A 26,193-nucleotide genomic window follows, 5' to 3' on the forward strand; every position below is an offset into this window, starting at 1 on the left:
TCACAATGGCTCTAGTATAGCATGAAATATGTACCATAGTCTATAAACATTATTAAATCAAGGTTTAGCATCATTTAAATTATCAAGAGCACAAAAAGAAATTTAGAAACTTTGAATAACAATATAGAAGACCATCTGACAGAAAAGGATTTCTGGGGTACTCTTCGAGATTTATAAGGAAATCCTGTACCTAAACCAGGTGGTGGATACTGGAATCATTTAAAAGAAATAAAGGATTTATATAAAGGTTTTAAATAAAATTGAAAAACGAATAGAAGGGTCGTTAAAGAATCAGAATATGAATGAATCTGAGCGTAAATTACTACAAGAGGCATTAGATAAAGTAAACACATATATTAAAAAAATTGAAGATTTATTTTTTTTATATGGAGGTATTAAAAAAATGTCTATAGGCATGACAATTGGTGAAGTTATAATTTGCCAGCCCCATACAGTAATGACGATTATAGCTTGGAACAATGGTACATGGAATTTTATAAAAAACAGGTAAAAGAGTTATCAACGTTAGATGTTATTAGAATGTCAGAACAGAACATTTTGGAAGAGTTAGCAATTAAGAAGGTTGTTGAAATTTTACATGAAGATCCGTTAACATTCACCATGTTATGTAGAAATATCTGTAAAAGGTGGTGGATGTCATAAGTTACAGAACAATAGTGGCAGTACGTTTTATTCAAACGTAAACCAGATGATTTAGCGATTATAGGTTTATCTAGCTTATTTTGACTCACGAAGAACATGAGAAATTAACAGATGAAATTGCCCTAAATCTATTGCAAGAACAAGGTTACAATGTAATCAGGATGATTCATAATGAAGAAAATATAATATGTGTTAATTTTGGTGATCAATTTTAGACGTTTGACACATATAAACAATTGTTCAGGACTCACTTCAAAAATGAGTGCCTGGTCTTTTTGTGTTGTGGTGAATATTAAATTTTATAAAATTGCTATGGACCACAAATCGAGAAACAAGTGTGCTCTTCGAAATTTTTTTGTACCCAATCATCTATTTTGTTAAAAAAACGGATGAAATCGATGTCCATTGAATTATTTAAAGTACATGCAATGAAAGCGATTTGATTCCATTGTTTAAGGTTAACTGAATTTGGACCAAAATAATTAAAATTCGGTAAAACTTTATATATATGTAGATGTAAAAAAGCAAATGCCTCTTCTGTTAAAAAAATTGAAGATTCATGCCAATGTTCATTTTTAAAATCACCGCGCATGAATTCAAAAACATCACGTTGTTGTAAGTTTTTTAATGTATGTATTTTAATCATTTAATCCTCCTTATCTAAAAAGCCACTCATTTTGAGTGACTTATATCCCTAACAATTGCTTTTTCTTTGCTTCAAATTCGTCTTGTGTTAAAATCCCTGCATCTAGTAGTTCTTTCATTTTAATAATTTCATCTGCGGCACTTACAGCTGTAGATTGAGCAGTAGTCGAATCAGCATGACGTTTTGATTCAATCAAATCTACCATTTCTCGTGCTTGCTTTAATTCTTTTTTTACAAATGTGATTGAATTCTCGTCTTTTACAGCTGCCATTGTTCCACCTTTTGTTTCACTAGATCCGGAATAAGCAAACTGAATATATCCAGTAGTGAGTCCGGGCTCTTTGAATTGGATGGCAGTAATCGATTTAATAGGAATTGATTTTTCTCCTTTTGAACCGCCTTTGTTAATGAAGTTTGAAAAACCTTTAGATTGAATTTTTACGTTGTAGTCATCCACAGTTACAGTGAATTTTCCATTAGATTTAAACTCATATACTTTTGACATAACTAGATTTCCTCCTTTGAAGTTTGTTTCTATGAAATAAACTATACCAAATAGCCCAAATTGTGTCAGTATTAAATATGAAAATAAAAACAGACAACTGTAATTAATATCTGTCTCACAATCTGTTTTGGACCGTTTACCTTGTTCAATTACTTCCTCAAAGGCTGCTTTAATTTCCTCAATCGTATAGCCAGCGCCAGTAATTTTTGGGTTGTTTGTTCTAGTTTATTCATTTTGATATCCTCATTTATATTTTATCTATCTCTAACATTAATAATATTGAAATTGGCTAGAAATATCAAAAGAGTCGTACTTGTAGGGGCGTATAGGTTTTTTACTTGGTTCCCAAACATTGAGGGTCTTTGTTTTATTTTGTAGAATGAATGTAAGGGAGGCGAGCTAACTTGGAAATTACAACAGAAAGATTAATAATTAGACCTTTTAAGAGTACGGATTTACAGGATGTATTTGCTATTTATAATAATGATGATACATGTAAGTTCCTATTACATAATAAGTGGACTCATGAGGATATGCAGGAAAGATTTAATAAGAAGCTAGCAAACGGTGTACTCACTAATGAATCAATGTTAAGTTTGGCAGTTATATACAAGACTAAAGTAGTTGGTGATTTATCCGTATGGTATACAGATATGAAAGACACTGTTGAGATTGGTTATAGTTTTTCAAATGAAGTAGCTGGGAGAGGTTTGGCAACAGAAGCAGTAAGTAGTTTGGTCTATAAATTATTTGATGAATTTAATGTACATCGTATACAGGCTAATCTTGATGCACGGAATACAGCTTCACAAAAATTGTGTGAACGATTAGGCATGAGAAAGGAAGCCCATTTCATACAAGATTTTTGGAATAAAAATGAATGGACAGATAGTATTGTATATGGAATGTTACCCTCTGATTTGCAGAAATAAATTTAGTTATTTTATTGCACTTTAGGGGTGCTTTAGTTAAATATTCCGTAAAAGATCACCCGTGATGGATGTAGTTAATTTGCTATTATTTTCTCACCGCAATGTCCTACTATTGAAATACTGCGGACCATGAACAGAATATAAGCTGTCTCACTAAGTATTCTTTAAACCAAAAGTTGACTTTCATTTATAGCTACTGTAAAATATTTTGAAATTACAGTTAAATTCAATGAAAAAGAGAGTAGTTTATGGATAACTGGAAAGCGAATTAGGGATAGTGGAAGCCTAATGCAGGAGCCGTAAATGAAACGCACTTTGGAGAAGGTTCTCGAAAAAGAAGTAGAGAATATCGGGGAGTCACCTCGTTAACAATGGAAAGTGGTCATTTGGAATGGCAACTAGAGTGGTACCGCGGGATAAATATGCTCTCGTCTCTATTATTAGAGACGGGAGCTTTTTTAATTTATTTAGAGGAGGAAGATGAAATGAATATGAAGGAACAAATAGCCAAAAGCATTGCTGTTGCATTAAAGGATCAGCTCACAGAGAAAGAAATTCAACATTTATTTGAAAAACCAAAAAAATCGGAGCTAGGAGATGTAGCTTTTCCGTGCTTTACTCTTGCTAAAAAATGTAAAAAATCACCTAACAGTATCGCTGAAGAGATAAAAAACAATTTGACATGTGAAATCATAAAGGATGTTCAAGTAATAGGAGGATACGTCAATATATTTTTTAATCAGTCAATCGTTACAAAACAGGTGCTTACTAAAATATTAATAGAACAACATTTATATGGAAGTCAGCAGGAATCAAAAGGGAATATTGTCATTGATTTTTCTTCTCCTAACATCGCGAAGCCATTTTCTATGGGGCATTTACGTTCTACTGTAATTGGCAATGCTTTAGCTAATATTGCCGAAAAAAATGGCTATCAAGCAATCCGTATCAACCATTTAGGGGACTGGGGAACACAATTTGGTAAATTAATTGTTGCCTATAAACGATGGGGCAATCAACAATCGATTGCGAATGCGCCGATTGAAGAATTATTAAAAATTTATGTGAAATTCCATGAAGAAGCTGATCAGGATGAATCCCTTAATGAGGAGGCACGTGCTGCATTTAAAGCGTTGGAGGATGGGAATGAAGAAGCATTAGCTCTATGGCAATGGTTTAGAGATGTATCATTAGAGGAATTCAATACTATCTATCAACTTCTTGGAATTCACTTTGATTCATACAACGGTGAAGCCTTCTACAACGACAAAATGGCAACGGTTGTCAAGGAACTAGAAGAAAAAGAGCTACTTATAAAATCTGATGGGGCATTTGTTGTGGAAGTTGAACATATGCCACCTTGTTTAATTACTAAAACAGATGGTGCGACACTTTATGCGACTCGTGATTTGGCAGCTGCTTTCTATCGTAAACAGCACTATGACCCTAAAAAAATATTTTATGTGGTTGGCAATGAACAGTCCCTACATTTTAAAAAATTATTTAGGGTAATAGAAAAAATGGGATATGGATGGGCAAAAGATTTAACGCATGTACCTTTTGGGATGATTCTAAAAGACGGTAAAAAAATGTCAACTCGTAAAGGCAAAATTGTTTTATTAGGTGAGGTGCTGAAAGAAGCGATTACTACAGCAAAACGCAATATTGAGGAAAAAAATCCAAAGCTAGAGCAGAAAGATAGTGTTGCCTATCAAGTTGGTGTTGGAGCGGTTATATTTAATGATTTAAAAAATGATCGTCTACATGATATAGAGTTTTCTCTTGAGCAAATGATGAATTTCGAAGGGGAAACAGGTCCATATGTTCAATACACTTATGCACGTATATCATCCCTCTTGGAAAAAATTAATGAACAAAGAAATGAAGTATCTTTTGAAAAGTTGGGTGACCAAGCATGGCCAGTTGTTTTACTACTAGAACAGTTTCCAAAAGTAATTTCCAATGCTTTTGAGCAGGCGGATCCGTCACAAATTGCTAGATATGCCTTACACTTAGCTCGTTTATTTAATAAATACTATGCTCAAAATAAAATATTAGCTGAAGCTCATATTAGAGGCTCACGATTAGCTTTCTGTCAATGTGTCGCTATCATTTTAAAAGAATCATTAGCATTATTGGGTATTGCAGCACCAAAGAAAATGTAAACGAAGCACATCTACTACACTGTGGTAGATGTTATTTAAATTGACCAGTACTGGAAAAAATGATAAAAGAGAATAGAAAGAAATCGGAGGTCTGACAATAATGGTAAAATTTATAGATTAGAGAGAAGGTTAAACAAATATGATAAATAAGCAATGGAAGGCTTCCTCGGTGCTAATGGTTGTATGTATTTTTTTCATTGCCCTCAATATGCGTCCAGCAGTAACTGCAATTGGACCACTCTATAATGTTTTATTAGAGTCATTACATATATCGAATACAAAAATGAGTTTTTTAACATCTATACCAGTATTTTGTATGGGGCTCTTTGCACCCATTGCTGTACCATTACAAAAAAAAATGGGCACGAAAACAGCTATTACACTCTTAATTCTTCTTCTTGCCTTAGCAAATGGATTACGTTTTTTAAAAGAAAGTTATGGTTTACTTGTAGTTACAAGCTTTCTTGCAGGATTTGCGATTGCGCTTATTGGTCCAATGCTAAATGCCTACATCAAGAAGAAATTTCCGACTCGATTCACTACAGTTGTCGGAATTTATTCATTTGGAATAGGAACAGGCGCAACACTAAGTGCAGCACTAACCGTAACTTTTTATCGTCATTTTGATGGTAGCTGGACGATAGCTCTAGGTAGCTGGTCAATTCTAGCACTCAGCGCCCTGATAATGTGGTATCTGTTAGTACAAAAAGAGGAGCAGAAGCTATCAGGGAAAGATGAAAACTCTGAACATTTAATACGAAATCCATGGAAAAGCTTCAGAGCTTGGACAATTCTAATTTATTTTGGCTTACAAACATCACTATTTTTTTCAGTGATGTCCTGGTTGGTACCAATTTTGCAGGATAAGGGCTATTCACTCGGTGAAGCAAGCTCCATTTTAACATTTATGTCTTTTATACAAATGATTGGCAACATAGTAGTTCCGATACTAATGGAAAAATGGACAAGTCGTTTAACTTGGCTTTTTGCTTTAGGTATTTTAGGTATATTAGGATTTGCATTATTATGGGTAGGCTCAGGTAAGTTGCTATTAATGGCGGTGTTTATTATCGGTATCACATTAAGTGGTTTATTTCCAATTGGACTTTTATTGCCATTGGATGAGGCAGAAACCAATGAGGAGGCCAATAGTTGGTCGTCTATGGTGTTGTCTGGCGGATTTATAATAAGCGCCATCATTCCAATTGTAATCGGCTATTGCTATGATATTACTGGTAATCATACAGTGACTTTTGCTATTTTCATGATCATTATGATTGCCATTATGGCAACAACTTATCGTTTAAAGAAAAGTTCTCTCTAAGGCATGTGAAATTGTTTAAGCATGTCTTTTTTTAAAAATTATTTTTGCTACGATTTATAAGTCAATTTTCATAACAAAGTTTTAAAAGAAACAATTTTTATAGGTACAAGGAATTGATTAAAAGAAGCAGCCAATATGTTTATAATATAATGTACATAATAATATTATTATGTAAACTTGAAACGTAAATAAACCTTGTTTATGATAGATAATGAAAGAAGCAGAAAGAAAGTATTGGTGAAGCTATGCGGAAGAAGATGCTCATTTTGGGTGCGACAGCTATTTTATTAACAGGCTGTAGTAATCAAACAGTGGCAGAACTGTTTGAGGCAAAAAAAGCAGAGACAAAATCAGAAAAAGCGGTAACAAAACAGGAAGAGAAAATAGTGCCAGAGGTAAAAGTTGTTGGTGAAAACGGTATTGGTGCAGGACTTATTATTAGGCAGGATCAAGATAAGCTTTATATAGTTACAAATGGGGCACTCGTAGCCTCTAAGCCAATTGCCCTCGTTGAGTTTGCGAATAATAAGCTTATGGAAGCGACTATACATTATATGTCTACAGCACATAATATCGCCATCTTACAAGTATCCTATAAAACCTCTGTAAAGGTACCAACAGTATATAAGGGAGATTTAAATAAGCTCTCAGTTTATGTCGATGGATTGCCACACATTATCCATAAATATAGTGATAAAATCGCTGCTTATTATATAGATGTAGAACAACCATTACCCCTAGGGAGTCCTGTATTGGAGGCAGAGAATGGTGAATTTGTAGGGATCTACTTTAATCGTCAACAAAACGAAGTTTCACAGCCATACATATTGCCATTTAAAGACATAACTCAACTAGTAGATGAATGGATTGAAGAAGGAATGAGAGTTAGTGATCGACTATCTCAATCCAAAAATTTGTACCCCTATATAGAAAAAGGGGATCAAGCTGCTGTAACGCAGGTGATTGAAAAGTATGGAAAAAATATTTTTGCTTATAATGAAGATGAAATTAAGCAATTTTTAGATGTATTTCATAAGCATTTAAAGGCAGCTGTCGATATTCAAGACGCTAGTGTAATGAAATCTATTGTTGGAGCAGACGATTTACAGGATACTTTGAAAAATATGGTCTCTTACTATGCCTCTAAACAGGCGAAAATTAATTTTTCCAAGACTACTATAAAAAACATTGAAGTGATAGATCAGCGTTTGGTTGTGCGTGCAAAAACAGAATATTTACTGACGAATTCTGCAGGTCAGGAGGCACTTGCAAATTCGAAGATGCTTTATGAAATGATAAAAAATGAACAGGGCGAGTATAAGCTTATTCGTTTAACTACTGAGGAGTGAAAAGTTGGATGGAGCAAGCAAGACAAATGCTACAACATCATTTTGGCTATGATTCATTCCGTGATGGACAGGCACAAATTATTCAGCAAACATTACAAGGACAATCAAGTCTTTGTGTAATGCCAACAGGCGGTGGCAAATCAATTTGCTATCAAATTCCAGCTCTTATGCTGGAGGGCTTAACGCTTGTGATATCCCCTCTTATCTCTCTTATGCAAGATCAGGTGGAAGCATTACGTGCGGCAAATATACCAGCAGCTTATATTAACAGTACCTTATCTATACAAGAAGTGGATGAAACAATGCAGCTTGCAAGTGCGGGTTATTTAAAGCTTCTTTATATTGCACCAGAGAGATTGGAAAGTGCTGCATTTTTACAGGCACTATCCTATTTGTCAGTACCGCTATTAGCTGTAGACGAAGCCCACTGTATTTCTCAATGGGGACATGATTTTAGACCAAGTTATCGAGCGATCCAAAAATTATTTACATTGTGGCCACAAAAGCCAACAGTCTTAGCCCTTACAGCTACAGCAACGCCAGCTGTATGTGAGGATATAAGACAGTTATTAGAGATTGACGAGCAATCAGCGGTTATTACAGGATTTGCGCGAGATAACCTAGCTTTTTCAGTATTGATCGGTGAAAACAAAGAACGTTATATTAAAAATTACCTCACAAAGAACAAGCTGGAAGCGGGCATTATTTATGCTGCCACTCGAAAGGCTGTGGATGCAATATATGATGTCTTAAGTCGTTCTGGAGAATCTGTTGCAAAGTACCATGCTGGACTAGCAGAGGAGATGCGCATGTCAGAGCAGGAACGTTTTTTAAAAGATGAGGCGCGTATAATGGTGGCGACTAACGCATTTGGCATGGGGATAGACAAGAGTAATGTACGTTTCGTTGTTCACTATCAAATGCCACGCAATATGGAAAGCTATTATCAGGAAGCTGGGCGAGCAGGACGCGATGGTTTACCAAGTGCCTGCATTTTACTGTATGCATCAGGGGATGTTCAAACTCAGCGTTTCTTAATTGAACAGACACAGGATGAATCCCGAATTACCCAGGAACTAGTAAAGCTACAAACGATGGTGGATTACTGTCATACAGAGGGGTGTTTACAAAATGCAATTCTCCTCTATTTTGGTGAAAAGGCAGGAGAGCCATGTGGTCGTTGCGGTAATTGTAATGATGGGCGAGAGGTCAAGGATGTAACGGTGGATGCGCAAAAGGTGCTAGCCTGTGTCGTACGGATGGGGCAAAAATTTGGCAAGACAATGGTGGCTCAGGTGCTAATTGGCTCCAAAAATCAAAAGATGACGGAATTTGGCTTTGCACGGTTGTCTACTTATGGCATTTTAAAAGGGCAATACTCTTCAAAAGATGTCTCTAGTTTTATTGAATTTTTAATTGCGGAAGGATTACTAGCCGTTAAGCACGGTACGTATCCAACTATCTATGTATCAGAGGAAGGCAAGGCGGTTTTACTTGGCAATCGCAAGGTTATGCGAAAAGAAGCTGTTATTGTACGTAAGTTGGCAGACAATGATCCGCTATTTGAGCATTTAAGAGCATTGCGAAAACAGATTGCAGATGAGGAACAAGTACCACCATTTGTGGTATTCTCTGATAAAACATTACGAGAATTATGCGAGCAAAAGCCAATGGAGCTTGAAGGCTTACGACGTGTGAGTGGAATTGGTGAAGTAAAGTTTGAAAAATACGGCAAACGATTCTTCGAGGCACTCCAATCGTTCTTGAAGGAAGCATCCAATATTTAGTTTGAATCGCGTGGCTAGGGCTTGTTGCTCAAAACAAAAAAGCGTGAGAAATCAGAACGTTGATTTCTCACGCTTTTCTGATATTAAATTTTGTAATAGTCTCTTTTTGACTCCATACCCGGCAAAGATACTAGTCTACATTTATTTTTTCCAATGCTCTGAAATAAATTGATCTCTACCCGAAATTGCTCGGTCCTTTTGATAATGCTCAGGCTCTTTTTCATAATAATCCTGATGATAATCTTCTGCAGGATAAAAGTGTTGAGCATCGCGAATTGTGGTTACAATAGGCTTATCAAAGCGTCCACTTTTTGCTAATTTCTCTTTGGATGCTTCGGCGATGTGTTTTTGTTCTTCGGAATAGGTAAAAATTGCGGTTGTATAGGATTCACCACGGTCATGAAATTGGCCATAAGCATCTGTAGGATCAATTTGCATCCAGTAGATATCTAGAAGCTGCTCATAGCTAAAGATGCTAGGGTCAAATTCAATTTCTACTACCTCTAAATGGCCAGAATTGCCTTTTTTAACATCCTCATAAGTAGGATTTTCTAAATGGCCACCCATATAACCTGAAGTAACCTTATGTATGCCATCCCATTCAACAAATGGCTTGACCATACACCAAAAACAACCGCCAGCAAATGTAGCTTTTTCTATCATAGTTATCATCCTTTCTAACGTGAAAATATTATAGCATTATTTTGCTCTCTACCGACACTTTCGGTGTAAAATAACGAGTAGATGGATAATTGTAGGAGACACAATATTTTAATGAAACTTTCCTTATGGTGAATCGTTACAATAACTATATTACAATAGAGGAGTTATGCAATATGGAAGAGCAAGAGTATACAAGACGCTCACAACGTCCCAAAAAACGTCGATTGCGTAAAGGAAGGGCATTATTTTCATTGCTATTGCTATGTATCATAGTTCTAGTTGGTTATTCAGTGATGCAATATCGAAGCGGACTTGAGCTAGCAAATGACACAAAAGTCGCGCAAGAGGATTTTAGCGGTGATACAGTTAAAGGAGATATTGAAAATTATTTATTATTAGGCATTGATAGTCGTGGGGAGGAAAAATCACGTACGGATACAATGATGGTTTTGTCCTGGGATAAAAAAACAAATAATGTCAAGCTAGTATCATTAATGAGGGATATATATGCAGATATTCCCGGCTACCAATCATATAAGCTCAATACAGCTTATTATTTAGGTGGTGTGCAATTATTAAAGGAAACAATTAGCAATATGTTTGGTCTTCCCATTCATCATTATGCCATTATAGATTTTAAAAATTTTGAATCACTTGTAGATATTTTAGCGCCAAATGGAGTTGAAATAGATGTTGAAAAAGATATGTCTGAAAAGATAGGTGTTGCCTTAAAGCAGGGTGTGCATAACCTAAACGGGAAAGAATTACTTGGCTATGCTCGCTTCCGACACGATGCAGAGGGTGATTTTGGTCGTGTGGCGCGTCAGCAAAAGGTCATTGAAGCCTTAAAGAATGAAGTGTTAGCACCTCAAAATATTTTGAACTTACCAAAGTTTGTTGGAGCAGCACAAGGGTATGTCACAACGGATTATTCCTCCTCTGGGGAAATTCAGCAGGTACTAAAAATGGTGTCAAAAGGGAAGGTCAAAATTGAAAAGGCCACTATCCCAATTGAAGGAAGCTATCAATTCAAGAGCTTTAGTCATGCAGGGGATTCAATCGTTATTGATGTTGAGAAAAATAAAGCCTTTTTAAGTGAATTTTTGGGTATGAAGCTGGAGTGATGGTTCGCATAAGTCAACATTATCCTGTAATATAAAGGTAAAGCATTTGGATTGGGGTGGGTATATGGAAAAAGAAAGACCAAAAGAGCGGTCTAATTTGTTTTCGACTAAGTTCATCCGCTTTTTAGGTGGGAAAAACTTATTTTTTACACTCATTACTTTGTTATTGTTGGCATGTGTTATTTTCATGTTCCAAAAGGTTTCTTTTATATTTACCCCGCTGAAAGTATTATTTGAGGTAGTAATTTTACCTGGGGTACTTGCCATCATCGCCTATTATTTATTGCGTCCATTATTAGGCATTCTAGAAAATTGGCGTATCCCAAGAGTCTGGGGTATTTTGATTTTATACATCGCTGTCATCGGTTTCATTACATTACTAGTAGTTCTTGTTTATCCGTTTCTTCGGGATCAGTTTACAAATTTAGCGCAGGAGTTTCCAGGGTATTTTATGGCACTGACGCAAAATATTGTTGAGTACTTAACACATTCTCGCTTCAATGAGTATTTAGATAAAATAAACTTTAACTATGACGAGGTTGTTAAGAATGTCACAACCGATTTAATTGAAACGGTGAAAGATACAGCAACGAACTTAGCACAGGGTGTTGCATCTGGTATTACAGGCTTCCTTTCTACTTTAACGGGCATTATCCTGTCCTTAGTAACGGTGCCATTTATTTTATTTTATTTACTTAAAGATGGTGAAAAGTTACCGAAATTTATGTTAAACATCTGTCCACCTCGTATGCGTAAAGAGGTGCATGAAATTTTTCACGATATGGACAAGCAAATTAGCTCTTACATACAGGGTCAAATTTTAGTGTCGATGTGCATTGGTGCCATGGTAACAATTGGTTTTCTAATTATTGGCATGAAATATGCCTTATTACTAGGGTTCCTTGCAATGATTACAAGTGTGGTTCCATATTTAGGGCCTGTCATTGCGATTACACCTGCTGTAATTATCGCCTTAGTAACATCACCGTTTATGCTGATTAAGCTCGCAATTGTTTGGACAGTGGTACAGCTTATTGAAGGGAAATTTATTTCACCACAAATTATGGGGAAATCGCTTAGCATTCATCCAATCACCATTATTTTTGTCTTATTAACGGCTGGTTCTTTATTTGGTGTACCAGGTGTTATTTTAGGAATTCCGGGATACGCTATCTTTAAAGTGCTTGTAAGCCATTTATTTAAACTATTTAAACAGCGTTATAATCGTTATGAGGACGAGGAACATCAGCAATATGAAGTATGAGAAAAAACAGTTACTGCGAAAAAGCAGTAACTGTTTTTTATGGAGTTTATTTTGGTAGGTATAAACCTAATCCAAGACTTAAGATTGTGCTGTTAATTGTATTTGCGCTAATTGATTGACCGCTTCCTGTAGCACTTCTTTTGGCTGTACTAATGCTAAACGTAAATAGCCTTGTCCAGCTGAGCCAAATACCGTACCCGGAACTGTCACAACGCCAACTTGCTCAATTAGCTTAAAGGCTAATTCTGTACAATCAATATCATATGGATATTTCGCCCATACAAACATCCCTCCATCTGAAGGAGCCGCATCCCATCCGATCGTTCGTAGGCCATTCATTAATGTTTTATGACGCTCTGAAAATGTTGCTCGAAGGCTTGCTGTAATTTCCTCTGCGTTATCAAGCGCAACAACGGCTGCATCTTGAATTGGCTCAAATATGCCAAAATCTAAATTTGATTTTAATTGCTTTAAAATGGCAATCATCTCAGCGTTTCCTGCGATATAAGCGATACGTGTACCTGCAAGGCTAAAGCTTTTGGATAATGAGTTAATTTCCATCCCAACTTCTTTGGCACCAGGAGCGGCAAGGAAGCTAATCGGGCCATCACCTGTAAAGTAAAACTCGGAGTAGGCCGCATCATGTAGGACGATAATGTTATATTTTTTAGCAAAAGCAATGACTTTTTCGAAATAGGCTAAAGATGGCATTGCAGGGACAGGATTGCCTGGTAAATTTAAAATCAATAGCTTTGCTTTTTGGGCAATTTCTTCTGGAACCGCATCTAAATCTGGTAAATAGTCGTTGTCAGCTGTTTGAGGCATATAATAGGGTGTCGCACCTGCAAGATGAATTCCTGCATCGTAGGCAACGTACGCAGGGTTCGTCGATAACACGATGTCACCTGGATCACAAAAGGCGATTGGTAAATGCACTAACCCTTCTTGGGAGCCGATTGTTTGAATAATTTCAGAAGCGGGATTTAACTCTATATTGCTACGACGTTTATAATAGCGGCTTACTGCATCGTAAAAGCGTTGCGTACCCGTTAATGTATAGCCATAGGACTCTGCTAAACCCGCTCTATAGGACAAATGCTCACGAATTTTTGCATGTGGGGGAAGGTCAGGACTTCCTAAGCTTAAGTCAATCATCTTCATGCCTTTTTCTTGCTGAAGCTTGGCATGGTTTTTTAAATCTCCAAAGATTGCTGGTGTGAATAATGACATTTTTTTAGACGGTACAATTTTCAAACTAGTACACTCCTTATAGTTGTATAACAGAATAGTAGTTCACATTTTATCATACTAAAGCACATAAAGGGAAAGTTATTCTGAAAAAAGAATATTTTTCTGAAAAGGAGAAGATGTTTGCGTAGATTAGCGTAACTATTTTAGGGAATGCTGGAAATATAAAAAATGACGGAAAATTGGAAACATTTCTGCTATCATAAAAACAGGAAAGGGAGATGAACAATATGGAAGTGCATTCTTTAAGTGGACCAAGTGGGACAGGGAAAAGTACAAGTGCCCTTGTCTTCGCGCATAAAATTGGTGTAGAGGCTATTATTGATGATGGTCTACTGATTGTTAACGGTGTGAAAGTAGCAGGTCTCTCCGCAAAATTTGAAAAAAACACAATAACAGCCGTTCGCCGTGCTATTTTTACAGATGATGCTCATCGTGAGGAAGTAAAAAAAGCACTTGATACATATAAGGTACAGTCTATTTTATTGATAGGTACGTCTGTTAAAATGACAAAAACAATTGCTCGTCAGCTAGAGCTTGGGTCAATCGAAAACTATTACTATGTGGAAGATGTGCGATCTCAAAAGGAAATTGACAAAGCACGCTTTATCCGTCAAACCCAAGGTAAACATGTCATGCCTATACCATATCGCCAAGTAGAGCAAAACTTTTTTAAACGCTTAGTTCAAAGAGGAATGGAAATTTTTTCGTCAAAGCGTGAAAAAATAGGGGAGACAACGATTGTTCGTCCTGATTTCCAACAGGAATATATAGAAATTGGCAAGCATGTCTATGTGCAGCTATTGACATATTGCTGTGTACAGCATGACATTGTTCACAAGGTTGAGCAAGTACAATTAACAATAGGGGAGCAAGCGTTTACCACAATCACATTACAGCTTAAGGTACCAATCGATTATTCATTACCTGATCAATTGTATGCAATACAAAAGAATGTGCAATCGGAATTTTTTCAGCATTTTGGTTATGAGCTAGATGCCATTCATCTTCACATAAAATTAGCCATATTAAAGAGAAAAACATAAAAAAACAGATCCTCTACACGCTTAAATGCGAGTAGAGGATCTGTTTTTTATGTTGATTGGCGTGTAAATTGAGGTTGACGTTTTTCGACGAATGCACGACAGCCCTCTGAAAAATCATTTCCGACAAAAGGTGTAGAGCCTTTCCATAGCGCTGGCACACTGTCTACGCATTCTTGAACAGATTGTTTAACTGCTAATAGCGATTCGGGTGACATTCCTGCCACAAGCTTACCCATACGAATCATGTATTTATTAATATCTTTTGCAGCAACTAAATAATTTAGCATACCAAGCTTAAACGCTTCCTCTGCTTTAAACATACGACCTGTAAAAACTAGATCCTTCGTTGTAGAAGGCCCAACAAGTTGTACTAAGCGCTGTGCAAATTTGTTATTTAAAGTAATCCCTAACTTGCCAACAGGAATTCCAAGTTTTGCTTTTTCTGAGCCGATACGAATATCGCAGGCTAAGGCTAGTTCTAAGCCTGCCCCCATTGCAGGTCCATTAATAACGCCAATTGTTGGAATGGGTAAACGCTCAATCGTAGAGATTGTTTTTTCCATATGTACAAAGGCTTCCTCGGCTTTTTCGAGAGAAATGGCATTAAATTCTTTAATATCGGAGCCAGCCGTAAAATTTTCACCAGACCCCCGTAAAATTAATACTTTGTTTTTAGGATTGTCTAAAACTTGTAATGCAATCTTAGCTAATTGATCCCACATATTTGCGGTTAGTGCATTCTTCGCCTGTGGACGATGAATTGTAATGATTGCTAGCCCTGCTGTTTCTTGATAAATAATTTTTGCATCTTCTGCCTCTAATCGAGTTGTTTTCACTTGCATACTCGAAACGCCCCCTACATAAGTTCATACGTTTATTATATAACACAAACGGTAATAAACACTAAATTATACGAATTTTCATGTAAATTTGCTTTGTGTTACAAGAATAAAGGTATTTTAAAGAAATTGTACTACAACAGAAGAAAGGAAAGTTGCTATTGTAGGAAAATAAAAAAACAAAAGATACTACTATACTAGTTTGAGAAGCGGTATTTTGTATGATTATTACAGATTATCCGACATTATCATTTATTAAAATAAATATAACCTACGCACCCATAATATAGTAAAATAAAATAAAAACACGCACAGTTTATAGGGAGGGAGATTCTTGGTCACATTAGAGCAGGCATGGAATAGCTATTTATTACTCTTACATTCCTTAAAGAAAAGTGCTGCTACCAAAAAACAGTACAATTTAGATGGGAAGCAATTTTTAGCGTTTGCCCATGAGAAAAACTACTTGGATGTGAATCATCAGTTCAAAGAATTGTTATTTATATATAGTAATTACTTAAAGGAAACGTACGTAAATATCAACACATTTAATCATAAAATGGCTACATTACGAGGCTTTGTTGATTTCGTTTTTTTACGAGAGTGGGTGGAGCCATTTGATTATGAGATCATTTTACAGCCAAAAAAGAGACAAAAAGAGGCATTAAAATTACTGACAACGAAGCAATTGATGAACATTACGAATGTATGGCCAACTTATTTTCAATATGCAAAGACTCAAGAGCATGCTTGGCTGGCAAGACGTAATGGCTGTATCGTGCAAATGCTACTGGAAACAGGTTGTAAGCCAGCAGAGCTTGTACGTATGAAATGGGCGCATATGCACACGGATTCAACGTTCATCTATATCGCTAACCACAATGGGCGCCGAGAAATTAAACTTTCTCCAATTTTAGTGGACATGTTGAAACACTATAAAGGTGCGACAGAGGAACTGCATCAGCAAGAAGTAGGGGAATGGATGTGGGTCAGTGAGGCTAGCCATTCAAAATCAATTTCAACAAAGACAGTAGAGCGAATTTTTCAGGCTATTTCAAAGGATCTTGGCATGAATGTCAGAGCAACAGATTTACGTTATACCGTTATGCAGAAGGCGTTTCAAAGTGAAAAAACAATTGAACATATTCAGCAAACAATGGGTTATGTCCGAAAATGGGTGCTAACAGAAAGACAAGGGCGTTTTAAATAACTTTCTAACAAGAGAATTGGAAAAAAAGGTGACAGTCCCCCTTTATGAGTAGGTGTAAAAAGTTTAGAAGGAATGATCTATTTTGAATATCCTTATTAGTGCCCTAATAATTGTTGTTTATATCCAGCTTATGTATTTTATTTTTGGGAAGTTAATGAAATTCATGAAGTGTAAAAGTTCGGACTTCATTGTCCAAATTTTTCCTGGGTGGATTTTAATATTGTTATCAAGTTGTTGTATAGTATTATTTTCCCCACCATATTTCACCTATCAATTTGTTTTTAAATTTATTATGTTTACCTCCATAGGAGTTTGTTCTGTTTCATTTTTCCTATTATTTGTTATAAAAAATATAAGCTTAGCTAAATATAATACTATAATTTTAAAATTGAAAAATAATAGGAATATAAAATAAATTTTATAAAAGCCCTAATCAAAAAAGTCGGTTTCCTACAGTACAGGAATCCGACTTTTTTTGATTACTGCATGTTTTCTTATAAATGATTTAACGCTTTGACGTTCACTTTAACGGTTAAATGATGCTTTCCGCCTGTATAAACCCCCTCGACAGGACTTATATCGGAGTAATCACGACCAATACATAAAATAATATGGTTTTCTAATACTTCCACATTGTTTGTTGGATCTAAACCAATCCAACCAATCCCAGGAATCATTACTTCCACCCAGGCATGTGTCGCAATATCACCGACTAAAGCTGAGTGTTCATCAACGTATAGATAGCCACTTACATAACGAGCTGGAATTCCTTTCGCTCTTAGCACTGCAAGCATGACATGGGTGAAGTCCTGACATACACCACGTTTAAGCACAAAGGCTTCATTGGCGGTTGTTGTCACATCCGTTGCACAAGGGTCATACTCAAATGTTGAATATAAATACTGCATTAAATTAAGAGAAAAAAGGACTGGATTTTCAGCGTGACCAATGGCATGATACACTTCCTCTAATTGATTTTCTGTCATATACGTAAAATGGGTAAATTTTAAATAAGGCAGATAGTGTTCATAAAATAGCTGAGAATGAAATATCGTTTGCATCTCTGGTGAATATTGAATACGATGAATAAACGGCGCACGCTGAATACTCACGATAGAAGTGGTTTGAATTTCCAATTCCTGATGCTGCTCAGGAATATAAAAAGTTCCAACTGTATTCCCCCAAATATCGGTATGCTCACGTGTTAAGGATGAGGGGGTAATAGCAATTCGATAGGATAATAAGCGCTGACGCTCATCGCTTCTTGGCTTTAAGCGGATTGTATTTAAGCTTTGGTCAACTTCAGACTCATATTGAAACTTATTAATATGTTGAATTTCAAATTTCATTGTGTCCGCTTCCTTCTGTTTACTGACTTGCTTGTTGAAAGGGAGCTGTATTTGATTCCCTTCAAGGTTGTATGCTGGGTTCATTTAAATAATAAACTGTCGCGAATGTTTGACTAAATTCAATACATTGGCGCAATCTTTCCTCCATTAATAAAATAATATCTTCTATAGTAAAATTCCATAAATCCATATTCATCATAGCAAAGATTGAGCTTTTCAAAGGGGAATGAAGCACTAAAAACCTTTCTGAAAGAGAGTCCTTTTCTATATGGATAAACGCTTCCTCTAATTTTTGTAGACAAAACATGAAAGATCGCGGGAAATGTTTATCCTGCAATAAATATTGAATAACACAGAGCAAATTTGCTTGATGATGCTTGCGTAAATAAGATTCAGTTGCCTCTGATAATTCAAGTAGAAAGGCACCATCAATTTCACTCATTGGTATCGTAACGTGTTTATGTTGCTCCAAAACGATTAATATCATGCGAATCGTTTTTTCTGCCCGTTCCATCCATTTTCCAACTTGCATAAAGTAAAAAGGTAAATCGCGATCCATGGAACCCTCAATTAATCCAGTAACCGTTAAAGAAGTCTTACGAACATTTTGCAAAAAAGAATTCAGCACAATAATTGGAATAGGCTTTTGCCTTCCCATTATTTCCTCTTTAAGAGACAAATAAAATGCATTTTGCAATTCCCACAGTTCCGTAGGGATACTATCACGGGTCACACGTGCATTTTCTCGAATAGCACTCACAGTTGTCAAAAGGGCATTACAATTCTTTTTCGAAAAAAGTAAATATTCAATAAGGGGATTCACTCGAATTTTTTCAAAGCAGGACAAATACTCTTCCTTTGAGGCACAAATATTTAATATAGCTTCCCAATGATCAATATACTCATGCTCTTTCCCAGATTGCTCCAACATATTTAACAGCTGTCCCTGTAATATATGTGCGTTTGTTTGCGTCCGTTCACTATATCTTGCCATCCAGTAAAGTGCGTCGGCTACTCGGCTTAGCATGCTGCCATTCCTCCTTTAATATCCATGTATCTTTTGCTCCACCACCCTGTGACGAATTCACCACTAATGAGCCTTCCTTTAGTGCTACACGAGATAAACCACCAGGTAACACATTAATATCCTCACCCTTCATCGCATATACACGCAAATCTACATGGCAAGGATAGAACCGGCTATTTTGAAAGGCTGGAGCCCTAGATAATTTAATGGTTGGCTGTGCAATATATTGAGATGGTTTTTCATTAATTTTTTGTTTAAATCTTGCAATTTCGTCCTCACTTGCATGTGGCCCAATTAGCATATCATAGCCACCAGAAGCGCTCACATTTTTGATTACTAGCTCTTTCATATGCGCTAGAACCCAAGTTCGCTGGCTGTCATCACTTAAATGATAGGTCGTGACATTTTGTAAAATTGGCTCTTCTTTTAAATAGTAGCGAATCATATCAGGTACATAGGCATACATCGCCTTATCATCAGCAACACCATTCCCAATAGCATTTAAAATAGCAATATTCCCGGCTTTATAGGCTGCTATTATATGTGGAACACCAAGTAGTGAATCCTCCCGAAAAACAATGGGATCTAAAAAATCATCATCAATTCGACGATAAATTATATCAATCTGCTCTAGACCATAGATTGTTTTTTTATACACTTTATCATTTTGAACAACTAAATCACGTCCCTCTACAAGCTGAATATTGAGTTGCTGTGCTAAAAAAACATGATCGTAATAAGCTGAATTGTACATCCCTGCTGTCAATAAAACTGCCCTAGGCTCAGCATCAGGTGGCAAGCAACGTGGTCGATGAGCGAGAAGAGCCTTTTTCATGTAGGCCATTTGTTTATCGAGAGACTGAATGGCATGCTTTGAGAAAAATTCAGGATAGACTTCCTTCATCACATAACGGTTTTGAAAAACATAGGATATGCCTGATGGATTACGTAAATTATCTTCAAGCACAAAATAAGTGCCATGCTCATCTCGAATTAAATCGATTCCAGCTATGAAAATATGATTATCGAACGGAACCTTTACTCCAAGCATTTGGTAATAATAATAAGGATTATTCTCTATGAGCTGCCTTGGAATTAATCCATCATTAATAATGGTCTGTTTATCATAGATGTCTTGTAAAAAGCAATTTAGAGCCTGCACACGTTGCTTAACACCTGCTTCAATCATTTCCCATTGCTTATAAGGAATGATAATGGGTACAAAATCAAAGGGCATTGTACGCTCCGTTCCACCTTGAGCTCCATAAACGGTAAAGGTAATTCCTTGTCTTAAAAAACTAGATTGGGCTTGCTGATATTTCTCGTCTAACTGCGCCTTCGAAAAAGCATTCAGCTTCTGATAAAAGGACCGATAATGAGGCTTCGGCTGTTTGCCATCTAACATTTCATCAAAAAATAAACCAGATTCATATAAATTCATCATATGGATCGCCTCCGAATTTAAGTAGTAAAGAAAAAATGTTAAACTAATAGCGAATACATAAAAGGAGTAGGTAAAATGACAATTATTAATTTAATGCAAGCATATGAGCTAGATAAGCTTTCAAAATTAGATATTACAGATGAGGAAATTGTACAAACATTGCACACAGGGGATGTGTCGATTTGGAAAGAAAGGGTACCTAACTACGAATTTTTAGAAACATTAGCACTTTTTCAAGAAGGGGAACAATTGTTCTTAGATGCCTTTCATGGTAACTATCGTATAAAATATGTAACATTGCCAGGCATTCAACGTTTACTTCATCTTCGTTTTCAATTAGAAGAAGGGAAGGACTACCAATTATTAGAAGCAGGCATTCAGAATCTAACTTGTCATGAAGAAACCATCACTAATCTTCAGCGAATGCTTTCAACAAACTGGACATTGTCTAAGCATGTAGATGGAACATACAGCATATTTATGAAGTAGATGATATCCAAATAATTCCATGTGCGTTATGAGACGAATCGACATGTATTATACCCCATCTTGTCTTTTTTTAAATCGTCTCATAGCAATTAAGTATACTAGATTTAAATATTCATTTTTCTAACGCTTTATGCATAAAACGGGGAATTTTCAAAAAATAAAGATGATTTTCTTTCTAGAGAGAATCGTCTTTTTTTAACGCTTTAAAACAGAACAAATGTTCCGTGTAATGAAAAAGGGCATTTTTTTCATCATAAAGTTCCCAAATTTATATTTGGGAACGTTTTTTCATGGTAAAATAGAACATATTGGAGGGATTTGATGCAAAAGACCAAGCTGCCGAAATTTATGAAGGACTTCCTTGTTTATTTAACAACTATTAGAGGAAAGTCTCAGCGTACAAGAAAAGAATATGAATATGATCTGACACTCTTTTTCCGATTTCATTTAGCTGTCCAACAGGATTTAGATATAGGCAATATCACCTCTATCGATATTTCTACTATTACAATAGAAGAAATACGTGACATCACACTGGAAGATCTCTACTTATTTATGGAATATTGTGAGGTGCAGCGAGGTAATTCTGCATCTGCAAGAGCAAGAAAGGTTGCTACTTTAAAATCATTCTTTAAATATTTAAAAGGAAAGCGACGTCTTATTGAAGAAAATCCAGCCGATGAATTAGAAACACCAAAGATTGGGCGAAAACGACCGATTTATATGAATATAGAGGAAGCTAGACAATTTATCGACGGCATTCAGTCTAATCATGCCTCACCCAGAAATTATTGCATGATGATGTTTTTCTTGAATTTAGGAATTCGAGTATCAGAGCTTTGTCAGTTAAATAAATCATCCATACAAGGTCGATATTTAACTGTTGTAGGTAAAGGAAATAAGGAACGGACCGTTTATTTAAATGATAGCTGTATGCAGGCACTCACAAACTATGAAGCTTGTGGAAAGACAGCCTATAAAGGAGAGGGAGAAGAGCCCCTATTTGTTTCTCAAAAGGGAACACGCTTTACTAGGCAAACCGTAGCCAAAATAGTGAAACAGATTAATCATCAATCAGGACTTCAAAAAGAAAGATTGACACCGCATAAACTGCGACATACTTCTGCTACCATGATGTATAAAGCAGGGGCAGATATCCGTAGCCTTCAGCACATACTGGGGCACTCAAGTGTGGCGACAACGCAAATTTATACGCATATTGAAGATGAACAACTTCAACAGGTGCTCGAAAATAATCCATTTAATATCGTCCGCAATAAATAACCTGCTATATCTTACAAATTTAAAGGAATTCTACGATGTTAAAGAGAATATGTCATAATAGAACATATGCTGAATAGAGTTCAATAAACACAAAGTAAGGGGAGAATCCTTTGAATCCATTTATTACAAATCAGCTAATGGAAACTAGGAATAGTTTATTGGCTGAAATCGAGCTGTTAAATAATACTCAGTTCAATGGGAAGCACGAAGCAAACAGTTGGAGTATAGCGCAAGTTTGCCATCATTTAGTTTTAGTCGAGGAATCCTCTATTAAAGCGATTGCATGGGGATTAAAGCAAGTAGATGCCCAAAAAACAAAACGAAAAAATGTTCAACACATTGCCGACAGATCCAATAAAATTATAGCGCCGAAAATTGTTGAACCGGCTGAAGATCTATTTACTGTTCAGCAAATAATGGATTTATTGAATGTATCAAGAAAAAAATTAATTACCTTTCTTGATACAATCGAGGATAAATCCATATTAGCAGAGAAATCCGTGAAGCATCCAGCACTTGGTGAATTGCCTCTTGATCAATGGATTGAACAAATATATTTACATGAACAGCGACATATTGAACAAATAAAAGAGATCAAAGGTGCATTAGAGTCAACCTCTAACACTTTATAGAACATCCAATATCTCCACTTGAAGGTGGGGATATTGTTTTTTTTATTGTCGTCAATTATAAATATATTTATTTTATGTGCAAATACTTGACGAGCAAAGCAAACTGTTATATATTAAATAAAAATAAAAACAACTGTTATAAAACAGTTTGATTAGAGGAGGAATTCTTTATGTCAAAGTATCGTGATGGCTATGAATTTTATTGTGAAATGTGTGAACGCTATGGATTAGAACCAATTTCTTTCCGTTATTATGTACTACAGTTATCTCAACAGCAACTTTCTGCTTATAACATGCAAGCCAAACAATTAGGCGTTTAAGGATGTGATTATTACGGAAGCCGACGTGAATATTTTATGAAAAGCCCAGCCATACTAATTGATATGGACTGGGCTTTTAAATAAATCAATTATGCCTCGGTATAATAGTGTCCAGCATCGGCTTGACTTCTACTAAAAGAAGTTGAAAGAAATATCAGACAACTTATTGACTTGAGAATTCAACTGTTATATATTATTTAACAAATAACATTTCTGTTATAGAACAATAGTTATTATTCAAGCTACACATGTGAAAGGAAGTTATTAGGATGACAGATTATCGAGAAGGCTATGAATTTTATCGACAAGTATGTGAGAAACACGGACTTGAACCAATCAATTTTCATTATTACATTTTAAATTTATCGCAGGAGCAATTAGATGCATACAATGAACAAGCAAAAGCATTGGGAGGCCGAATAGAATATGAAATCTCTTAGCGCATGAAATGCCTTACTGCCTGTATGTGACAGTAAGGCATTTTTGAATGTAACCTAAAAGAAGAATTTATTTAAGTATCGTAAAATTTACATCAAAATCATATATTCTAAAGAAAAAAAGCCTAAAGATAACATTTTAGATAGTACTATAGAATTACATATCTTTAAAATAAGAGAAATTATGTATGTTTAATGCACCTGAATTTTGTCGATTTCCTTGAAATTTATCAAATCCAGATTTGAATGTTTTTGATATTTGGGTTGAATTAACTGCTTTTCTAGGACTATAATATAATTACATAAAAAAGGGCACTATACCACAACTTTATACCTTGAAGTAAGATAAAGCAAAAGTACCAAACCCTTCTTATTTTAATGAACGGAGAATGAAAATGATGAATATCACGCCTAGTAGTATCAATCAAGTTAACTACAGTTTGAAAGAATTACAAGATATTTTTTCAGCCATGAATAGTTCAATCATTGTAGCCATTACAGACAGAACTGGAAAAATCACTTTTGTTAATGATCATTTTTGCAAAATATCAAAATATACGCGTGAAGAATTATTAGGTCAGGATCACCGTTTGCTTAATTCGGGCTTCCATCCAAAATCTTTCTTCAGAGAAATGTGGAAAACAATCGGTAAGGGGAATATGTGGAATGGTGAGGTATGTAATCGCGCAAAGGATGGCAGCCTGTATTGGGTAAAAACGACGATTATTCCGTTCCTGGATGATAACGGAAAGCCATATCAATATATTGCTATACGAGTTGATATTACTGCTCAAAAGGATATAAAAAAAATTACTCATATTGCTTATCACGATGAATTAACAGGACTACCAAACCGTCGTAAATTAGAACAACGTTTAGAAAATGAATTCCATCAATCTCGACGTACAGAAGAAAAGTTTGCGTTGTTTTTCATTGATGTGAATCGTTTTAAAAACATTAACGATGAACTTGGTCATATTATCGGGGATATGTTTTTAGTAGAGATGGCAAATCGCCTACGCAATATTGATCATACATCTAATTCTTTCTACCGACACAATAGTGATGAATTTGTGATGATTCTTAACGATGTAAACCGTATTGAGGAGATGGCCAAGGAAATCATTGGTGTATTTAATGATAGCTTTATTGTCGATACGTATGAGTTCTATGCAAGTATTAGTATTGGCATTAGTATTTTCCCAGATCACGCAAGTTCCATTGAAGAGCTATTAAAAAATGCTGATATTGCTATGTATGCAGCAAAATCTACACGCGGCAATCAATATCGCTTATACCGTCCAAATATGGAAGAGGCAAATGATAAATGGCTATTACTCGAAACAAAATTACATCAAGCATTAAAAAAAGATATTTTAGAGCTACATTATCAACCAAAAATTGATTTAAAAACAGATAAAGTGATTGGAATGGAGGCGTTACTTCGCTGGTATGATCCTGAATTAGGTCAAATGCCACCTGACCGTTTTATTCCTTTTGCAGAAGAGTGTGGACTTATTAATGATATCGGTGTTTGGGTGTTACGGAAAGCATCTGCGCAAGCACGTGCTTGGAACGAAAACTACCATTTAAACTTACGAGTGGCTGTTAATATCTCTCCTATCCATATTAGTACAACAGGCTTTGTTGAGATGGTTCGAGACGTTATTGCGGAAACAGGAATAAATCCTCATTTATTAGAAATTGAAATTACAGAGATGAGTATGTTGGATTACACAGAGGACTTAATTGATACAATCAAACAATTAAGAGCTCTTGGAATAACGATTTCTTTAGATGATTTCGGAACGGGCTATTCATCGTTAAATTACTTAAAGAAATTCCCTGTAGATGTTTTAAAAATAGATCGTGCATTTGTCCGTGATATTGTACCAGAAAAATCAGGAATTGCCATGATTTCCGCGATGATTTCTTTAGCACATGCATTAAACCTTGAGGTAGTAGCAGAGGGTGTAGAGGAAGAAGCCGAGTTAAAAGTGCTTCGTGAGCAGGGCTGTGAGTACGTACAGGGCTATTATTTTAGTAAACCACTATCGGTAGAAGACTTTACAAAACTGATTGATGATAGTGTATCAGTGAATAAATCCGACTTTTAAGTATGGAAAGTTAACTCAAAATGATTGATATTTTTTAACTGTTTTGCTAAAGTTATTGAAAATATAAAAATTGATGATGTGGCTAAGTAAGAAAGAATTGTGAACCAGAAAATATAGCAGCTGCTGAGAGCTATATCACCGCTTCTTATCTGAAAACCTACCACGGAGATGTTATGCAAACATAACCGGATCGTTTTCGTTACCAAACGTTAGAGGGTTTTAAGTTTACCGCTTAAAACTAAATTAAAGGTGGTACCACGTCTATCTAGCACAAAGACGTCCTTATTCAGAGGATGTTTTTGTGCTTTTTATTTTATAAAAATGGAGGA

At 35.7% G+C, this 26,193-nt stretch carries 25 protein-coding genes, 1 pseudogene and 1 other annotated feature; of the genes and pseudogenes, 18 read left to right on the plus strand and 8 right to left on the minus strand.

Annotation, left to right across the window (positions count from 1 at the left end; translation table 11 throughout):
• Positions 1–207 precede the first annotated feature (207 nt).
• The 3 genes and pseudogenes from QNH24_RS26375 to QNH24_RS26300 form a co-directional block, all read left to right on the plus strand.
• Positions 208–258: pseudogene (locus QNH24_RS26375) on the plus strand (hypothetical protein); the annotation flags it as partial.
• A gap of 40 nt (positions 259–298) precedes the next feature.
• Positions 299–511, plus strand: a complete 213-nt coding sequence (locus QNH24_RS12940; protein ID WP_430675561.1) for a hypothetical protein — start codon at positions 299–301, stop codon at positions 509–511.
• Positions 487–663, plus strand: a complete 177-nt coding sequence (locus QNH24_RS26300) for a contact-dependent growth inhibition system immunity protein (RefSeq protein WP_353051155.1) — start codon at positions 487–489, stop codon at positions 661–663. The genes QNH24_RS12940 and QNH24_RS26300 overlap by 25 nt, the downstream gene beginning before the upstream one ends.
• A gap of 310 nt (positions 664–973) precedes the next feature.
• On the opposite strand, the gene QNH24_RS12945 is transcribed toward QNH24_RS26300, so the two are convergent.
• The gene (locus tag QNH24_RS12945) at positions 974–1,309 is read right to left on the minus strand and encodes a hypothetical protein (RefSeq protein ID WP_283868016.1); all 336 of its coding nucleotides are present in this window, start codon (positions 1,307–1,309) and stop codon (positions 974–976) included.
• 40 nt (positions 1,310–1,349) lie between these two features.
• Positions 1,350–1,814, minus strand: coding sequence for a DUF4429 domain-containing protein (locus QNH24_RS12950; RefSeq protein ID WP_283868017.1), 465 nt, complete (start codon positions 1,812–1,814; stop codon positions 1,350–1,352).
• Positions 1,815–2,218: 404 nt separating this feature from the next.
• On the opposite strand from QNH24_RS12950, the gene QNH24_RS12955 reads away from it, so the two are divergent.
• From QNH24_RS12955 to recQ, 5 genes are all read left to right on the plus strand, one after another.
• Positions 2,219–2,746 (plus strand): GNAT family N-acetyltransferase, encoded by a 528-nt coding sequence (locus QNH24_RS12955; RefSeq protein ID WP_054771778.1) that lies wholly within the window; start codon positions 2,219–2,221, stop codon positions 2,744–2,746.
• A gap of 220 nt (positions 2,747–2,966) precedes the next feature.
• Positions 2,967–3,185: a binding site (T-box leader), on the plus strand.
• A gap of 46 nt (positions 3,186–3,231) precedes the next feature.
• Positions 3,232–4,911 (plus strand): arginine--tRNA ligase, encoded by a 1,680-nt coding sequence (gene argS / locus QNH24_RS12960; RefSeq protein WP_283868018.1) that lies wholly within the window; start codon positions 3,232–3,234, stop codon positions 4,909–4,911.
• Between the two features lie 139 nt (positions 4,912–5,050).
• Entirely contained in the window at positions 5,051–6,235 is a 1,185-nt protein-coding gene (locus QNH24_RS12965) for an MFS transporter (RefSeq protein ID WP_283868019.1), read from the plus strand.
• Between the two features lie 245 nt (positions 6,236–6,480).
• Positions 6,481–7,584 carry a S1C family serine protease gene (locus QNH24_RS12970; protein WP_283868020.1) on the plus strand — a complete coding sequence of 368 codons (1,104 nt, stop codon included), beginning with the start codon at positions 6,481–6,483 and terminating at the stop codon, positions 7,582–7,584.
• Between the two features lie 8 nt (positions 7,585–7,592).
• Positions 7,593–9,371 (plus strand): DNA helicase RecQ, encoded by a 1,779-nt coding sequence (recQ, locus tag QNH24_RS12975; RefSeq protein WP_283868021.1) that lies wholly within the window; start codon positions 7,593–7,595, stop codon positions 9,369–9,371.
• A 141-nt stretch (positions 9,372–9,512) separates the two neighbouring features.
• On the opposite strand, the gene msrA is transcribed toward recQ, so the two are convergent.
• On the minus strand, positions 9,513–10,034 hold the full coding sequence (gene msrA, locus QNH24_RS12980; protein WP_283868022.1) for a peptide-methionine (S)-S-oxide reductase MsrA: 522 nt from the start codon (positions 10,032–10,034) through the stop codon (positions 9,513–9,515).
• A 173-nt stretch (positions 10,035–10,207) separates the two neighbouring features.
• On the opposite strand from msrA, the gene QNH24_RS12985 reads away from it, so the two are divergent.
• Positions 10,208–11,158, plus strand: coding sequence for an LCP family protein (locus QNH24_RS12985; protein ID WP_283868023.1), 951 nt, complete (start codon positions 10,208–10,210; stop codon positions 11,156–11,158).
• A gap of 64 nt (positions 11,159–11,222) precedes the next feature.
• Positions 11,223–12,422 carry an AI-2E family transporter gene (locus QNH24_RS12990; RefSeq protein ID WP_283868024.1) on the plus strand — a complete coding sequence of 400 codons (1,200 nt, stop codon included), beginning with the start codon at positions 11,223–11,225 and terminating at the stop codon, positions 12,420–12,422.
• A gap of 78 nt (positions 12,423–12,500) precedes the next feature.
• Here the strand turns inward: QNH24_RS12990 and QNH24_RS12995 are convergent, their stop codons facing one another.
• Entirely contained in the window at positions 12,501–13,676 is a 1,176-nt protein-coding gene (locus QNH24_RS12995; RefSeq protein WP_283868025.1) for an aminotransferase class I/II-fold pyridoxal phosphate-dependent enzyme, read from the minus strand.
• Between the two features lie 224 nt (positions 13,677–13,900).
• Here QNH24_RS12995 and QNH24_RS13000 point away from each other — a divergent pair, with 224 nt between their 5' ends.
• Entirely contained in the window at positions 13,901–14,716 is an 816-nt protein-coding gene (locus tag QNH24_RS13000) for a P-loop NTPase family protein (RefSeq protein ID WP_283868026.1), read from the plus strand.
• Positions 14,717–14,763: 47 nt separating this feature from the next.
• Here the strand turns inward: QNH24_RS13000 and QNH24_RS13005 are convergent, their stop codons facing one another.
• A complete protein-coding gene (locus tag QNH24_RS13005) occupies positions 14,764–15,558 on the minus strand; it encodes an enoyl-CoA hydratase/isomerase family protein (protein ID WP_283868027.1) in 795 nt (264 codons plus the stop codon).
• A 331-nt stretch (positions 15,559–15,889) separates the two neighbouring features.
• Here QNH24_RS13005 and QNH24_RS13010 point away from each other — a divergent pair, with 331 nt between their 5' ends.
• On the plus strand, positions 15,890–16,765 hold the full coding sequence (locus QNH24_RS13010) for a tyrosine-type recombinase/integrase (RefSeq protein ID WP_283868028.1): 876 nt from the start codon (positions 15,890–15,892) through the stop codon (positions 16,763–16,765).
• 494 nt (positions 16,766–17,259) lie between these two features.
• Here QNH24_RS13010 and QNH24_RS13015 read toward each other — a convergent pair whose 3' ends face one another.
• The 3 genes from QNH24_RS13015 to QNH24_RS13025 form a co-directional block, all read right to left on the minus strand.
• A complete protein-coding gene (locus QNH24_RS13015) occupies positions 17,260–18,114 on the minus strand; it encodes a transglutaminase family protein (RefSeq protein ID WP_283868029.1) in 855 nt (284 codons plus the stop codon).
• 61 nt (positions 18,115–18,175) lie between these two features.
• Entirely contained in the window at positions 18,176–19,141 is a 966-nt protein-coding gene (locus QNH24_RS13020) for an alpha-E domain-containing protein (protein ID WP_283868030.1), read from the minus strand.
• Positions 19,095–20,585 (minus strand): circularly permuted type 2 ATP-grasp protein, encoded by a 1,491-nt coding sequence (locus QNH24_RS13025; protein WP_283868031.1) that lies wholly within the window; start codon positions 20,583–20,585, stop codon positions 19,095–19,097. The genes QNH24_RS13020 and QNH24_RS13025 overlap by 47 nt, the downstream gene beginning before the upstream one ends.
• A 75-nt stretch (positions 20,586–20,660) precedes the next feature.
• Between QNH24_RS13025 and QNH24_RS13030 the strand changes: the two genes are divergently transcribed.
• From QNH24_RS13030 to QNH24_RS13055, 6 genes are all read left to right on the plus strand, one after another.
• Positions 20,661–21,074 (plus strand): hypothetical protein, encoded by a 414-nt coding sequence (locus tag QNH24_RS13030; RefSeq protein WP_283868032.1) that lies wholly within the window; start codon positions 20,661–20,663, stop codon positions 21,072–21,074.
• A 321-nt stretch (positions 21,075–21,395) separates the two neighbouring features.
• Positions 21,396–22,358 carry a tyrosine recombinase XerC gene (locus QNH24_RS13035; protein WP_283868033.1) on the plus strand — a complete coding sequence of 321 codons (963 nt, stop codon included), beginning with the start codon at positions 21,396–21,398 and terminating at the stop codon, positions 22,356–22,358.
• Positions 22,359–22,468: 110 nt separating this feature from the next.
• A complete protein-coding gene (locus tag QNH24_RS13040; protein ID WP_283868034.1) occupies positions 22,469–22,990 on the plus strand; it encodes a DinB family protein in 522 nt (173 codons plus the stop codon).
• A gap of 170 nt (positions 22,991–23,160) precedes the next feature.
• Positions 23,161–23,310: a transcriptional regulator gene (locus tag QNH24_RS13045; protein WP_283868035.1), complete on the plus strand. Its 150-nt coding sequence runs from the start codon at positions 23,161–23,163 to the stop codon at positions 23,308–23,310.
• A 269-nt stretch (positions 23,311–23,579) separates the two neighbouring features.
• Positions 23,580–23,750, plus strand: coding sequence for a hypothetical protein (locus QNH24_RS13050; RefSeq protein ID WP_054771784.1), 171 nt, complete (start codon positions 23,580–23,582; stop codon positions 23,748–23,750).
• A gap of 392 nt (positions 23,751–24,142) precedes the next feature.
• The gene (locus QNH24_RS13055; protein ID WP_283868036.1) at positions 24,143–25,864 is read left to right on the plus strand and encodes a putative bifunctional diguanylate cyclase/phosphodiesterase; all 1,722 of its coding nucleotides are present in this window, start codon (positions 24,143–24,145) and stop codon (positions 25,862–25,864) included.
• Positions 25,865–26,193: the final 329 nt, after the last annotated feature.

The sequence above is a fragment of the Lysinibacillus pakistanensis genome (assembly GCF_030123245.1).
GTDB lineage: Bacteria > Bacillota > Bacilli > Bacillales_A > Planococcaceae > Lysinibacillus > Lysinibacillus pakistanensis.